This is a genomic window from Vibrio pomeroyi, assembly GCA_041879425.1.
In the GTDB taxonomy this organism is placed as follows: Bacteria; Pseudomonadota; Gammaproteobacteria; order Enterobacterales; family Vibrionaceae; genus Vibrio; species Vibrio pomeroyi_A.
The window spans coordinates 1,911,543-1,926,555 of record CP090854.1 but is presented as its reverse complement, the minus strand read 5'-3'; the positions used below and the strand labels follow the sequence as shown (position 1 = coordinate 1,926,555).

General features: G+C 43.7%; 9 protein-coding genes. 5 read left to right on the top strand and 4 right to left on the bottom strand.

Annotation, left to right across the window (positions count from 1 at the left end; genetic code table 11):
• Positions 1 to 331: 331 nt before the first annotated feature.
• The 4 genes from rsmF to L0992_08685 all read right to left on the bottom strand — a co-directional run bounded on the left by rsmF (position 332) and on the right by L0992_08685 (position 7,681).
• Positions 332 to 1,753 (bottom strand): 16S rRNA (cytosine(1407)-C(5))-methyltransferase RsmF, encoded by a 1,422-nt coding sequence (gene rsmF / locus L0992_08700; GenBank protein XGB65806.1) that lies wholly within the window; start codon positions 1,751 to 1,753, stop codon positions 332 to 334.
• A gap of 149 nt (positions 1,754 to 1,902) precedes the next feature.
• The gene (locus tag L0992_08695) at positions 1,903 to 4,560 is read right to left on the bottom strand and encodes an MlaD family protein (protein ID XGB65805.1); all 2,658 of its coding nucleotides are present in this window, start codon (positions 4,558 to 4,560) and stop codon (positions 1,903 to 1,905) included.
• Entirely contained in the window at positions 4,547 to 5,830 is a 1,284-nt protein-coding gene (locus L0992_08690) for a paraquat-inducible protein A (protein XGB65804.1), read from the bottom strand. Before L0992_08690 ends, L0992_08695 begins: the two co-directional genes overlap by 14 nt.
• Positions 5,831 to 5,884: 54 nt before the next feature.
• Positions 5,885 to 7,681: an ABC transporter ATP-binding protein/permease gene (locus L0992_08685; GenBank protein XGB65803.1), complete on the bottom strand. Its 1,797-nt coding sequence runs from the start codon at positions 7,679 to 7,681 to the stop codon at positions 5,885 to 5,887.
• An 89-nt stretch (positions 7,682 to 7,770) separates the two neighbouring features.
• Between L0992_08685 and L0992_08680 the strand changes: the two genes are divergently transcribed.
• From L0992_08680 to pepN, 5 genes are all read left to right on the top strand, one after another.
• Entirely contained in the window at positions 7,771 to 8,262 is a 492-nt protein-coding gene (locus L0992_08680; protein ID XGB65802.1) for a GAF domain-containing protein, read from the top strand.
• Positions 8,263 to 8,359: 97 nt separating this feature from the next.
• A complete protein-coding gene (proQ, locus tag L0992_08675) occupies positions 8,360 to 8,983 on the top strand; it encodes an RNA chaperone ProQ (protein XGB65801.1) in 624 nt (207 codons plus the stop codon).
• A 17-nt stretch (positions 8,984 to 9,000) separates the two neighbouring features.
• Entirely contained in the window at positions 9,001 to 10,995 is a 1,995-nt protein-coding gene (prc, locus tag L0992_08670; protein ID XGB65800.1) for a carboxy terminal-processing peptidase, read from the top strand.
• Positions 10,996 to 11,317: 322 nt separating this feature from the next.
• Entirely contained in the window at positions 11,318 to 12,001 is a 684-nt protein-coding gene (locus L0992_08665) for a hypothetical protein (GenBank protein ID XGB65799.1), read from the top strand.
• A 218-nt stretch (positions 12,002 to 12,219) separates the two neighbouring features.
• Positions 12,220 to 14,826, top strand: a complete 2,607-nt coding sequence (pepN, locus tag L0992_08660; protein ID XGB65798.1) for an aminopeptidase N — start codon at positions 12,220 to 12,222, stop codon at positions 14,824 to 14,826.
• Positions 14,827 to 15,013 lie beyond the last annotated feature (187 nt).

The window sequence follows — 15,013 nt, the reverse complement described above, 5'->3', positions numbered from 1 at the left end:
CCTTCCTGTTTGGGCTTAGGGGAAAGGGCTCCGAAGAGCCTACGCTAATCGTTGTAATTGTTTATCTAATAGAATGAAGTCTAGTTTAATTTTTCTGATATGCGATTTTTGATAACGCAAATAGTGACTTGAATTGATGTTTTTATAATTAAGCGTTGATTCATCAACCTTTTTATTTGCGTTGACTGAGTTAGTCTCTCCAAAAACAGATTGAATAGAAAAAGCCCAAGCAACCTGCGTTGTTTGGGCTTTTTGTTTATTCGTCTGTATAGATCTGTTCAGGGATAGAGCATGTGCTAAAAGCTAAAAGCTAAAAGCTAAAAGCTAAAAGCTAGAACAGGTTCTTATCGCGCACTAGTTCACGTGGTAAACCGTTCTTAACTCGGTTACCAACCCATTTACCAAGGCCAATGATTGCACCGTTGTATTTAACCAGTACTTCGCCTTTACCTGATAAACCTTCAGGGCGAACATCTCGTCCCATGAACCATTCACGAGCATCTTCGATAGTCAGTTCAACAATGTTGGCTTCATTGCCTGTCGCGAGGGTGGTCGCCACTTGGTGCTGCCAGCGGTAACCTTTTTTATGGGTTTCTGCGATCTTGATGCCCATGCGAGAGAAGCGGAACTCACCAATCATCGGCTCTAACGCTTCAGGGAATAGCCATACGTCTTTGTCGCGTGTCCATACCTGTGTATCGCTTGGTAACTCGATATCTAACGCACTTAAAAGCTGTTCAGCCACTTCTTGTTGTGCTTTTTTCGATGCTTTCTCGAATGGAAACTTACCTAAGCGTTTTTTCACTTCTGGCGGAGTAACCGATGCTAGCTTGCGAATACGTGCAACAAAGAAGCCTTCAGAGTCATAAACCTGAGGGAAGATGTGTAAGAAGCCTTCTTCTGTTGTGGTCGCTTTTGCGTCTTCAAACAGTGATTCTAGAGATTCGAATTCGACCGCGTCACCAAAGGTTTCTTTTAGGTGATGACAAACTTGTTGGTTCTCTTCCGTGCTTAACGTACACGTTGAGTAAACCAGAACTCCATTAGGCTTAAGGGCGTGGAAAGCACTTTCAATCAGGTCTTTTTGGGTATCTGCAATGTCGACTACTGATTGATAAGTCCAGTTCTTCATTGCGTCGGCGTCTTTACGAATAGTGCCTTCGCCAGAGCAGGGTGCGTCTAACAACACTGCATCGAATTGTTCTGGTAGCCATCCACCGAATACACGGCCGTCAAAGTTACTTAGAGCGGCATTACGAACACCACAACGTTCGATGTTAGCGTGAAGGACTTTCACACGGCTTGCTGCGTATTCATTGGCAACCAATACACCGCGATTATTCATTAGCGCAGCGATTTGAGTGGTTTTAGAGCCTGGTGCAGCCGCAGTGTCTAACACCGCTTGGTAATCAGCTTCACCTTGGAAAAGTGCCGAAGGTGGCATCATCGAGCTGGCTTCTTGGATGTAGAAAAGACCAGACATGTGTTCTGCCGTATTACCTAGTGGCGCTTCACTCTCATCAGCTGTAATCCAAAAGCCCGTTTCGCACCAAGGTACAGGTTCCAGTTCCCAGCCTTTCTCTTTTGCTCGTACGAGGAAGTCTTCAACACTGATCTTCAATGTGTTGACTCGAATACTTTTACGAAGTGGTTTTTGGCATGAAGCGACAAAAGAAGCCATATCTAGATGACTAGGCATGATTGCTTCGATGTGCGTTAGGAATTCTTCTGGAATATATACGTTAGCGTGCAAAAGAGTATCTCGATTTATTGCATTAATGCGGTGAGTTTAAAGCAAAATGAGGCCGTCCTAAACCATATTTATAGCAAACAACAAAAATGCAGCCTAATGGCTGCATTTTGATGAAGAATTAATCTTCCTGAAACGTGTGGGAATTCACTCTATGGGCGAGGAATCGCGGTTCTCCATGATTTCCACTCATCTTCGGCTTGAGGATAGAGATAGAAAGACTGATCTTCGCTTGCGACTGGTTGAAGTTCATTCGTCGGTGGGGTTGAGAATGTAATACCACCTCTTAATAAGCTGTCTACCGTTCCGGCTTTGATGTTTGCGCCTGATAGACCAATAGAGACATCGACGCCCGACACGTTCCAGAACACAGTGTTTGCGCGAATTAGATACGCGTAATCAGGTTCTATTTGAATCGTAGATATAATGCGGTCGGCAAACTCGCCTAGCTGAACATCGATAACACTGCCGATTTCAAGTTCGCGGAATAGGATAGGTGTGCCTTCTGATACCGAGCCTCGCGTTTCGCTTTGTAGCTGGAATATTTTGCCTTCAGGCTGCACGGGTCCCTTGCTAAGCTCAAATTTCGTGTTTCTTTCACCTTTGCCCGGATCTACGTTGATGTGTTTAGAGAGCAGCGCAGAGACGTTTTTGATGCCGTTAAGGCCAATCTCAGGTTCTGCCAACCAGAAGTGACTGTTCGTCACGGCAATCTTGTCGACGTACTCAGGTAAAATACGCGCAGTAATCTCAATACCGCCTTTGTTGAAGTTCGGAATCACCAAAGTAACCTCACCAACAGTGACACCTTGATATTTGATCGCCATACCCTTGCTGACTTCTTGATCGCCAGAAGAGGTGATAGTAATCGCGCGGCCAAATTTTCGAGCGGATTTCGAATCTTTATAAAGCTTCCACACATCACCAAGTTTGTTGTCGATTCCCGGCAGAGAGTCAAAAGCAATACCGCCTTGGATAAGAGTTTTAACTGGCGCCGCTTTAATACTGATACCCGATAGTGACGCATCAACCTCAACGCCTGAACGGTTCCAGAAAACGGTATGCTTATTGAGCAAGTGCGTATAACGATTTTCGATCGTGACTTTGATTCTTACACCACCGTCTGCAAGCTGAAAATCAGAAATACTACCCACTTGTAGGTTGCGATAGAGTAGTGGGCTGCCTTTAGAAATTGAAGGTAACTCACTGGCAAACAACGAAAGCGTCTTTGAGCCGGACTGATTAAACTTAGCGATTTCTGCTAACGATTTACTTTGGAAAAGTTGGTAGTCCGTTCGAGCTTCAGATTTACCTTCACTTACAAAGCTAATCGAGCCAGTCAGAAGCTGTTTTGCTGGTGGAACAGTAACACTCAAACCTGATTCGGTAAGCTCCGCGGTCGCACTGCCTGTCACGAAGAAACGGTTGTGACTTTTGATAAGGTGCGCGTACTCGTTGTCGATAAGCGCATCCATGAACACTTCGTGCTTATCAGAGCCAGTGCCAACACCATCGACTAAGCCCACTTGGATGATAGAGCCAACAGCAATACCTTTGTAGAGCAGTTGTGTACCGACATCCAGTCCGAACGAATTGTTTGAGGTTAAGCGAATCGCAACGGATTTCTCTTGTTCCTGACTGAATTCGTTCTTACGGATCGCAGTAAATCGACGGGCTTTTTCACCTTTGCCCGGTACCAAGGTTAAAAAGTTACCTGTCACTAAGTTTGCAATGTTTTTCATGCCAGTAAGCGATAGTTCAGCTTCTTCTAGAACGAATTTACTGCCGCTATTTAAAAAGTCACTGAATGCAGGCTGGATAGCAGCGGATGCGACCACGTTTTCACGTCCCTCGCTTAAAGATAAGTCGGTGATTTGACCTATTTCAATGCCGCGATACATGATCGGAGCGCCCGTTGCACTGATCTTGTTATCATCGGGAACAGCGATCTTGATAGAGATACCACGGCCTGCTGTTTTCAAATCTGGGTAGAGCTTGAACTTGGTGTTCATCTCAACCGGTTCGCCTTCTCCTGGAGAGTCCACGGCGATAGAGCCACCTAATAGGGCACTTAGACTTTCTAAGCGCACGTCAACACCTGAAAATCCAATACTGGCACCTAAGCCACTTACATTCCAAAAACGGCTTTGATCGGTAATGATATGGCTGTATTCATCTTTAATTGACGCTTGAATGGTTACGGATTTAGCGTTGTCGTTTAGCTGGTAGTTGTAAACCTCACCAATGGGGATTTTACGATAAACGATTTGAGAGCCAACAGACACACCACCTAGATCTTTGGTCGTCAATGAGATGTTTAGACCTTCAGAAGCCAGCAAATCAGAAGGGGACGACTCTAAAGCCTGAAAAACGGTTTCTGGCTCTTCTTTAGTTTCGCTAGGGTGTATAGCGATATAGTTACCTGAAACAAGTGCATCTAACCCAGAGATACCAGACAAACTGGCCGTTGGCTTTACGAGCCAAAAACGTGTGCCTTTTGATAGTAGTTTCTTCGCTTCTGGGTAGATGTCAGCATCGACATAGATGCTCGATAGATCTTTGGATAAGGTGATGTCGCGCACCATACCCACCTCTAAGCCTTGGTAACGAATCGTTGTTCGACCTGCGACTAAACCTGCGGCATCTGAAAAGTATATCTGAACACGTTGGCCTGCATCGTGGATCGATTTCATGACCAACCAACCGGCTAATGCGACGGTTAATATCGGCAGAATCCACAAAGGTGAGATGCCTTTGTTTTTCCTTACTTCTGGTGAATATGACGTTTGTGATTGGTTATCGTTGTTCATTCACTGACTCATCTTTAGAGGTGTAGTTATCCCAAATTAGCCTAGGATCTAAGCTTTCCGCTGCTAGCATCGTGAGAACAACCACGACGCCAAAAGCGACTGCACCATAACCTGGTGTAAAGTTTAAAATTTGTCCGCGGTCGACCAAGGTCATCATGATCGAAATAACGAATAGATCCATAACCGACCATTTTCCCACCCATTTCACGATGAAATAGATGGTCATACGTTGTCTGTGGTAAATCGTACGCTTCATCTTGATACAGATTAAGATGTACGCGAGGCCCAGTATTTTCGCGACGGGAACGACGATACTGGCAATGAAAATGATCGCTGCAATGCCATACATATCGCTATTTATTAGCGACGCGACACCGGAAATTATTGTGTCTTCTAGCCTTTGTCCGTTGGTGATAAGGATAGAAATCGGAATGACGTTGGCTGGCACAATAGCCACTGATGCGGCAAACAACAGTGCCCATGTCTTTTGTATAGAGTAGGGCTTGCGGTGGTATAAGTCATGGTGACAACGCACGCAAGTATGCCCATCCGGTTGAGATAGGTGGCAGTTGTGACAGTGTACGTTCTTACTTTCAGTAAATGAGTAGTCAGATTCTTTTGTCCAAGCTTCCCAGTAGCGACGCACGCTGATGCGGCTTACCAACAATACACTGAAAAGCTGCAGAAGAATGAGGCCAACCAATCCAGGGCCGACAAAAATATCTGAGTAATCTTGCAGTTTGAAACATGAGACCGCCAAACTTACCAGAAACACATCCAACATCATCCAATGTTTTAATGTCTGGATGATGGCTAACGCATACCTAAATGGTGTAAAAAATTTGAAGCGCAATGATAAATGGGTAATGAGTACCGATGTACACACGAGCAACGGAGCGATCGAACTGCAGAACAGGATCAGTAAGCCAAGCAGAGGGAAGCCTTCACCCATTAAAGTAAAGACGCCGGATGGTAATGTAGCAGGTATCATGACACCAATCAGGCGAATACTGATGAATTCAAAAAAGTGCGAGGGGATAAACAGCAATAAGCAGGTAATCGCAATTGCTAGGTTTCCAGAGAGGCTAGGGGTGCCGCCTCTATAAAGCTGAGTGCCACATCTTGGGCAATAAGCGGATTTCCCTAAAGGGATGTCCATTTTATCGACGGGGAGTTCACAGCCCTGACAAAGGCGCACAGAGCTGCTATCGCATTGATGCTTTGTTGATAAAGGATTGGTAACGGATGGGGAGGTCACGCGACCTCCCAAGTTGAAGCATCAGTTAGGCTCGTTGCCCGACTTAAAGACTTAGGGCCACAAACATCAGGCGTGCGATTGCACACTGCCGTAGAGTGTTTGATAAAGTCCTTGTTGTTCAACCAATTCACCATGTGTTCCCGTCTGTGTGACTTGTCCATCTTCTAAAACATAGATTAGATCGGCTTGTTTCACCGCTGATAATCGATGAGCCACTATCAAAGTTGTGCGATCTTTCAAAAACTCGCTGAGAGCTTTATGCAGTGCCGACTCTGTGGCTGTATCCAGTGCGGAGGTCGCTTCGTCAAGAATAACAAACTTAGGATTGCTCAGCACCATGCGGGCTATTGCAAGACGTTGTCGTTGACCGCCAGACAGTCGAACCCCGTTCCTACCAATTTGTGTATCCAAGCCATTACTCAGCTGCTTGATAACATCTTGCATTTGAGAGACTTCAAGCGCACGCCATAGCGACATTTCATCATATTCAGCGCCAAGGGTCAGATTATGCCTCAATGTGTCGTTAAAGAGTATAGGTTGTTGTAAAACAACGGCAATTTCATTACGGATAATATCAAAGCTGATGTCATCAGTTTTTTCGCCGTTATAGCGTATACAACCTGAATCGGCTTGATAAACCCCAATCAGCAATTGGATTAAAGTCGATTTACCGCCACCACTCGCACCCACTAAAGCGACCTTTTTACCTGCAGGGATGTGCAGTGATAGGCTATTTAAAACAGTGTTTTCTAATGTGTAAGAGAATGTAACGTTTTCGATATCTACCGTCACTTCTTGGTTTTCATTGAAAGGGTTTACCTTGCTTACTGGGCGATGCTCTTCTTCTAACTTCAGAAGATCATTGATTCGTTGTAGTGCCGCCTTCGCGCTATACCAAGAGAATTGAATCCCTAGCAGCTCTTGAACTGGGCCTAACATAAACCATAAGTAACCGAATACCGCAAAGATCTGACCGATGGTTAAGTCACTGAATAGCACCATTAACATCGCGACAGCTCGGAAAAGTTCAAAGCCTAATAGAAAGAGAAGAAACGAAACACGCCCAGCAGCTTCAGATTGCCATGCATATTTGTCGGCATCGATTCTTACTTGGTTCGCTTGAACCTTCAATTCATCAAGGAAGATACGTTCTTTATTGGCAGCACGTAGCTGATAAATGCCATCTAAGGTTTCAACTAAGCGATTCTGAAAACGTTCGAAAGATTGATTCTCGTACTTTTTAAGGTGCTTAACCTTGCTGCCTAGTTTACGAGAGAAATAAATAACAACAGGATTGACCAGTAGAATGAACAGTCCTAAACGCCACTCTAACCATAACAACACGATCGCAGTACCGAACACAGTTAAGAAGCTGATGAGGAACTTAGAGAGCGTTGAGCCAATGAACTTATCGATTGTCTCTATGTCTGTTATTAGGTGAGCATTAATACCGCCGCTGCCTTTGGTCTCGTATTGTCTAATACTAATGCGACCAAGCTTATCTATCATCTTGCTACGCATTTGATAGGTAATTGTTTTGGAGACGAGTGTAAATTGACGCCCTTGCAGAATGTTTAACGCTTGGCTAACGGTGCGCATGATAATCACTAACAGCAAAGTTAGTGCTATATAGCCAGTCGGTGTTTGTAACGATGATGGAAGTAGGTGGTTCATCATCTCTAAGCCTGAAGCTGGCTTATCAAGTAATACTTCATCAACCATTAATGGCATGAGCAACGGGATAGGGACACTAATGAGAGTTGCAAATATGGCAATAATGTTAGCAAACAGTAATTTGGACTTGTGTTTTTTTACTTGAGTTATTAACCAAGAACGGCTAATAGTGTCTTTTGAATTGTTCATTGTAATGAGAATAAGTCCTATTTAGTTTGATGGCCGCATTCTACTGCGTTCTCTTGATAATGGAAGTCTCAATTTAATTGGAAGTTAATATGAAAATAGAACATTACCAACGCTTAACCAAACAAGCCGTTGCATTAATTGAATCAGAAACCGATCTAACTGCTAATCTTGCTAATATCAGTTCATTATTATTCATGGAATTGGATGAACTGAATTGGGCGGGTTTCTATTTAATGAAGCAGGACCAAGCTAAGGAAAAATACGAACTTGTACTGGGTCCTTTCCAAGGTCAACCTGCTTGTGTACGAATTCCGGTAGGGCGTGGTGTGTGTGGAACTGCGGTTGCGACGAATACAGTTCAGCGCATTCATGATGTTCATGAGTTCGAAGGTCACATCGCATGTGACGCTGCAAGTAACTCAGAAATCGTCATTCCGTTCTCGATTGGCGGAAAAATCGCTGGCGTTCTTGATATCGATAGCCCAAATATTGGTCGTTTTTCTCAAATTGACGAGGACGGATTAACATTTTTCATGGCAGAAGTGGAAAAGCTGCTTAATTCGCACGCGAACAAGGCATAAATTATTCTCTTACTGTGGTTTTTCCCAAGCATCTCTCTATAATACGTAAAAATATTTTCTTAATGCTCGCGGAAAACCGCAAAAACCAGGAACCCACATGGAAAACACTGAAAAGTTAAAAAACAGCAAAGAAGTTATCGCATATATTGCTGAATGTTTCCCTAAATGCTTTACTCTAGAAGGTGAAGCGAAGCCACTTAAAATTGGTATTTTTCAAGATCTTGCTGAACGTCTAAACGAAGACGAAAAAGTAAGTAAGACTCAGCTTCGTGCAGCGTTAAGACAGTACACATCATCATGGCGTTACCTGCACGGCGTAAAAGCTGGCGCAGAACGTGTTGACCTAGACGGCAACGCGTGTGGCACACTAGAAGAAGAGCACGTTGAACACGCTAAAGCGACACTTGCAGAAAGCAAAGCGAAAGTTCAGGCTCGTCGTAAAGAACAAGCACAAAAAGCTCGTGAAGAAGGCAAAGCGAAACCTAAGGCGAAGAAAGCTCAACAGCCTCGTCGTCAAGCGCCGAAAGCACCAAAAGTAGAAAAGCCTGTAGAAACACGCGCTTTGAACGCTGACGAATTTATCGCTGGCAAAGAAGTAAATGTGAACATGGGTAAAGGAAACATGGCTGCGACCATTGTTGAAATCAATAAGGAAGATGTGCGTGTTCAGTTAGCAAACGGCCTACAAATGGTTGTTAAAGCGGAGCACTTGCGCGCTTAAAGGAGATACTCCTACGCATGAAATGCCGTTCAAAATTGACACTGATTGCTGCTAGCTTTTGGCTAGCAGCTTCAGCTCAGGCTCTCGAAGCCAAATTAGATCAGGACGATTTACCTCTACTCGCTCCTGAGGTCCAACACGAAACTGCTAGTAAACGTGTTACTTCTCGATTTACTCGTTCTCACTATAAGCACTTCAATCTCAACGATGATTTTTCTCAAGCTATCTTTAATCGTTACTTAGAGATGCTAGATTATAATCGTAATATCTTCACTCAAGCTGATATTGACTCTTTCGCTGCGTCTTCTACACAAATTGATGATCAGCTGAAATCGGGCAATAACCAGATTGCATTCGATGTTTATAATTTGTCTATGCAGAAGCGTTTTGAACGTTTTCAATATGCATTGTCTTTGCTAGATACAGAGATTAAGTTTGATACCGATGAAAGTATTGAGCTCAATCGTAGCGAAGCGGAATGGCCAAAAGATATCGCTGAAGTGAATGAGCTTTGGAGAAAACGCGTTAAATACGATGCGTTGAATCTAAAACTTACTGGTAAAGAGTGGCCAGAGATTCAAGAAGTTTTGGAAAAGCGTTACAACAATGCGATGAAGCGTATTACGCAATCGCACAACGAAGATGCTTTCCAGATCTACATGAACGCATTTGCGCGTGAAGTTGATCCGCATACCAGTTACCTTTCTCCAAGAAATGCAGAGCAATTCCAATCTGAGATGAACCTATCTCTAGAAGGTATTGGTGCTGTACTTCAGATGACAGACGACTACACCGTTATTCGATCTTTAGTTGCTGGTGGCCCTGCGTCAAACAGCAAACAGTTGAGTGATGGCGACCGCATTGTCGGCGTTGGTCAAGATGGCGAAGAGATTGTTGATGTTATCGGCTGGCGTTTAGACGATGTAGTACAACTTATCAAAGGCCCGAAAGGGACCAAAGTTAAGCTACAGATCTTGCCAGATGGTAAAGATGCAAAAAGTCACGTTGTCACAATTGTTCGCGATAAGATTCGTTTAGAAGACCGCGCCGTTAAATCAGAAGTGATCGAGAAAGACGGCAAGAAGATTGGTGTACTAGAAGTACCAAGCTTCTACGTTGGCCTTTCGAAAGATACCGACAAGTTGATTACTGAGCTTAAAGAGCAAGGTGTTGAAGGTATTATTGTTGACCTTCGAAACAACGGTGGTGGTGCACTGACTGAAGCAACCGAACTCTCTGGTTTGTTTATCAAAGAGGGACCTGTTGTTCAGGTTCGCGATAGCTACGGTCGTGTCAAAGTGAACAGCGATACTGATGGCCAAATCAGTTACCAAGGCCCGTTAACGGTATTGGTGAATCGCTACAGTGCTTCAGCATCTGAAATCTTTGCAGCAGCGATGCAAGATTACGGTCGTGCAATCATCTTGGGTGAAAACTCTTTCGGTAAAGGTACGGTGCAACAGCATCGCTCTTTGAATCATATTTATGATTTGTTCGATAAAGAGTTGGGCTACGTTCAATACACAATACAGAAATTCTACCGAATAAATGGTGGTAGTACGCAAAACAAGGGTGTAGTACCTGATATTGCTTACCCAACGCCAATTGATCCTGCAGATACTGGTGAAAGTGTTGAAGACAACGCTCTTCCTTGGGACAGCATCGACAAAGCGAAGTACTCAGTGTTACAGCGTAACGATGAGCAAATCGCAGCGTTGACGGCTAAACACCAAGCTCGTATCGCAACAGACATGGAATTTGGCTTTATCGCGCAAGATATTGAAAAATATAAGGCAGATAAAGACGACAACGACCTTTCTCTTAATGAAAAGGTTCGTCAACAAGAGAGTGATGATGCGGATGCGCTTCGTCTAGAGCGTATTAACCAACGTCAAAAAGCCGCTAAGTTAGAGGCATTTAAAACGTTGGATGATATTCCCAAAGACTACGAAGCCCCGGATGCTTATCTTGATGAATCAGTTGCTATCATGCTGGATATGATCAAAAAATAAACAAAACACCTGTTAAAGGTGATTGTTTAAAGACGTACTATTTGAAAAGCGAGCTTAGGCTCGTTTTTTTTTGTGCCTGCGTTCTTGCCTAGAATGATGTCACGTTAACGGCATGCTTCCTCGGCTTTCCACTTGTCCTAGAACCATTGTTATCGGCTTTATGAGTGTGAAGTGCACCGTAAAAATAACTAAACTTGAGTATTATTTTTCGAGTGATAATGACATTTAAGTTACTTCGCACTTAAAATTTAGTGACTTGGATCATATTTTTTCGCTTTCTATTCATTACGTGCCTAAGCTTAAAGAAAACGAGGGGACGCTTATGAAATGGATTCTACTATTTTTATCTTGTTTAAGTTTTGTGGCTTTTGGGAGCGAGGTCGCTTCGAGTAGCCAACAATCAAAAAGTGATAGTAATCTATCTCATTTTGACCTTCCTTTGCTGCTTGGTGATTGGTATTTGATGAATCCTGATCCTGAGCAAGGCACTGAAAACTTTAGAGCGATCAAGCTCACTCTTGATTCAAACTACTCATTCACTATCGATATCCAAAAGAAAGACTATAGTGTCGATCATTGGGAAGGTTTGTATAACGCCAATGAGGACACCATTATTTTGGGTTTGAATACCTCAGAACCTCAGGTTTACGCGTACAGCAGTAATCACAACATGCTGAATCTTAACGGTGTTATGTTCACTAAGGCCTTGCCAAATGCTTTGGCGGGGATCTGGTCAAGTGCCGAATTGTCCGGAAGCGATTTACGCGCGAGTAATATTCAAAAAATGGATTTGGTTCTTCAACCAGACTTTATATTCATGTTCCGAGTTTCCGATGAAGAAGGTGGTGAAGTCATTCGCCGCGGTGTGTATTACACTGAAGGCGACCAGTTAGTGTTACTTTATGAGAATGGTGAACACGGTACTCGTTATACACTGAACAGCGATGTGTTAACGCTGCAAGGTGAAGAGGGAGACATGTTTGCGGTACTCAATCGCATCCGGTAATCGTGAGTTTTAGCAATAAAGTCGTACTCGTTGATAATATTGTGCACAGTTCATTTCTTAGGCGTTCCTGTCTGATTTGATTGATAAAATAGCAAAACATGGAGGCATTTTCCTGCAATGCCTCCTTTTTTTAATATTCCCCTTGTTTTATTGGCGCTCAACCTTTAGATATATACAGTTAAAAAATAATTACGTATAACGATCAAAAGGAACCCGTCATGGCACACACCCCTCAAGCCAAGTATCGTAAAGATTATCAATCACCATCTCACACGATTTCTGAAATCGATCTTACTTTCGATTTGTACGACTCAGCATCCATTGTTACGGCTGTTTCTAGTGTTAAGCAGGAGAAAGACAGCTCGACATTAGTACTTGATGGTGAAGGCTTGAAGTTGGTTTCTGTTTTGGTTGAAGGCAACGAATGGACTCAGTACGAGCAGTCTGAAACTCAACTGACTCTGAATGACCTTCCAAAAGAATTTACGCTAACCATCATTACCGAAGTTAACCCTGAAGGGAACAGCGCACTTGAAGGCTTGTACAAGTCGGGTGGTGCGTTCTGTACTCAGTGTGAAGCCGAAGGTTTCCGTCGTATTACTTACTACATGGATCGCCCTGATGTATTGGCTAAATTCACCACAACGGTAATTGCAGACAAAGCAGAGAACCCATTCCTATTAAGTAATGGTAACCGTGTAGATGAAGGTGAAGCTGAAAATGGTCGTCACTGGGTCAAGTGGCAAGACCCACATCCAAAACCAGCATACTTGTTTGCTTTAGTTGCGGGTGACTTCGATGTACTCCGTGATGCTTATACTACGCAATCAGGCCGCAAAGTTGACCTAGAAATCTTTGTTGATAAAGGCAATCTAGACCGTGCAAACCACGCGATGGTTTCTTTGATTAACTCAATGAAGTGGGATGAAGAGCGTTTCAATCTTGAATACGACTTAGACATCTACATGATCGTAGCCGTTGATTTCTTCAACATGGGTGCGATGGAAAACAAAGGCCTGAACGTATTCAACTCTAAGTTTGTTCTAGCAAACGACCAAACAGCAACGGATACAGATTACCTAGGTATTGAAGCTGTAATCGGTCATGAATACTTCCATAACTGGACAGGTAACCGAGTAACTTGTCGCGATTGGTTCCAGTTGAGCTTGAAAGAAGGCTTAACGGTATTCCGCGACCAAGAGTTCTCGTCTGATCTTGGTTCTCGCGCGGTAAACCGTATCAACAATGTACGTATCATTCGCGGACCACAATTCGCAGAAGATGCTAGTCCAATGTCTCATCCAATTCGTCCAGAAAAAGTGATAGAAATGAATAACTTCTATACTTTGACCGTGTACGAAAAGGGCAGCGAAGTGATCCGTATGATCCACACGTTGTTGGGTGAAGATGGTTTCCAAAAAGGCATGAAGCTGTACTTCGAACGTCACGATGGTACGGCCGCAACATGTGAAGATTTCGTCGCAGCAATGGAAGATGCATCAGGTGTTGATCTGTCTCAGTTCCGTTTATGGTACAGCCAGTCTGGTACGCCGACGCTGTCTGTTGAAAGTCATTACGATGCCGATAAGAAACAATACACGTTAACAACTCGTCAAGTAACAGCACCAACGCATGAGCAAACTGAGAAGCAGGCTCTGCATATCCCTCTAGATATCGAGCTGTACACTGCTTCGGGTGATGTGGTTGAGTTACAATGTAACGGAGAGCCAGTTCATAACGTATTAGATGTGAAAGAAGCGGAACAGACTTTCGTGTTTGAAAACGTTTCTGAACAACCAATCCCATCACTACTTCGTGAATTCTCTGCGCCAGTGAAATTGGCGTACAACTATTCAGATGAAGAACTTATCTTCTTGATGGTGAATGCCCGCAATGAGTTCTCTCGTTGGGATGCTGGTCAAATGCTGTTGGCGAAATACATCCGCAGCAATGTTGAAAAAGTTCAACAAGGTGAAGCGTTTGCACTTTCTGATTCTGTGGTTGATGTATTCCGTGGCGTACTATTGAGTGACTCGCTAGAACCTGCCTTCATCGCAGAGATGCTTTCATTGCCAAGTCATAATGAAGTATCGGGTTGGTACGAGCGTGTTGACATAGATGCTGTCGCATCTGTGCTTAACTCAATGAAGGTAACACTGGCAACAGAACTAGAAGACGAACTGGCTGCGGTTTACCACAGCAATGCACTAGCGGAATACACAATCGATCACGATTCGATTGGTAAGCGCACTTTGCGTAAAGTTTGCCTTGGTTACTTAGCACATACAGAGCAGGGTAACGATTTGGTTGTTGCAATGTACCAGCAGGCAAACAACATGACAGACACGATGGCAGCGATGGGTGCGGCAAACAGCGCACAACTGGCATGTCGTGAAACTCTGATGGCAGATTACAGCGACAAGTGGAAACACGACGGTCTTGTTATGGATAAGTGGTTTGCTCTACAAGGTACGAACCCAAGTTCAAATGCGCTTGAAGTGATCAAAGAATCCATGTCACATCAAGCGTTTAGTTTGAAGAACCCGAACCGAACTCGTAACTTGGTTGGTTCATTCTTAAACATGAACCCCGTACAGTTCCATGACAAGTCTGGTCAGGGGTATGCGTTTGCAGGTGAGATCTTACGTGAGTTAAACAGCAGTAACCCGCAAGTTGCTTCACGTCTGATTGATCCACTTCTTAAATTCCGTAAGTACGATGATGAGCGCCAAGCTCTTATCAAGCAGGAACTTGAGACATTGAAGAACATGGATAACTTAGCAAAAGACCTCTTCGAGAAAGTAACGAAAGCACTAGAAGCTTAAGTTATGCCTTCTCAAGGTTAACGGTTTACTTATAAGCTGTTTACTTATAAAGAAAAGTCATCAGTGGTAGAGAGTATCTGCCACTGATTTTTTGTTTCTGCTTCATCGAATTTTCGATAAGCTAGAGCACTTTCAAGCTCAGTTTCACCGTCAGACATCGTTAAGTGCCCACAAAATACCGGCACTG

Excerpts from the sequence above, each read along its gene's own strand:
- L0992_08695 (XGB65805.1), bottom strand. The coding sequence starts at position 4,560 with ATGAACAACGATAACCAATCACAAACGTCATATTCACCAGAAGTAAGG.
- L0992_08685 (XGB65803.1), bottom strand. The coding sequence starts at position 7,681 with ATGAACAATTCAAAAGACACTATTAGCCGTTCTTGGTTAATAACTCAA.
- L0992_08680 (XGB65802.1), top strand. The coding sequence starts at position 7,771 with ATGAAAATAGAACATTACCAACGCTTAACCAAACAAGCCGTTGCATTA.
- proQ (XGB65801.1), top strand. The coding sequence starts at position 8,360 with ATGGAAAACACTGAAAAGTTAAAAAACAGCAAAGAAGTTATCGCATAT.
- prc (XGB65800.1), top strand. The coding sequence starts at position 9,001 with ATGAAATGCCGTTCAAAATTGACACTGATTGCTGCTAGCTTTTGGCTA.
- L0992_08665 (XGB65799.1), top strand. The coding sequence starts at position 11,318 with ATGAAATGGATTCTACTATTTTTATCTTGTTTAAGTTTTGTGGCTTTT.
- pepN (XGB65798.1), top strand. The coding sequence starts at position 12,220 with ATGGCACACACCCCTCAAGCCAAGTATCGTAAAGATTATCAATCACCA.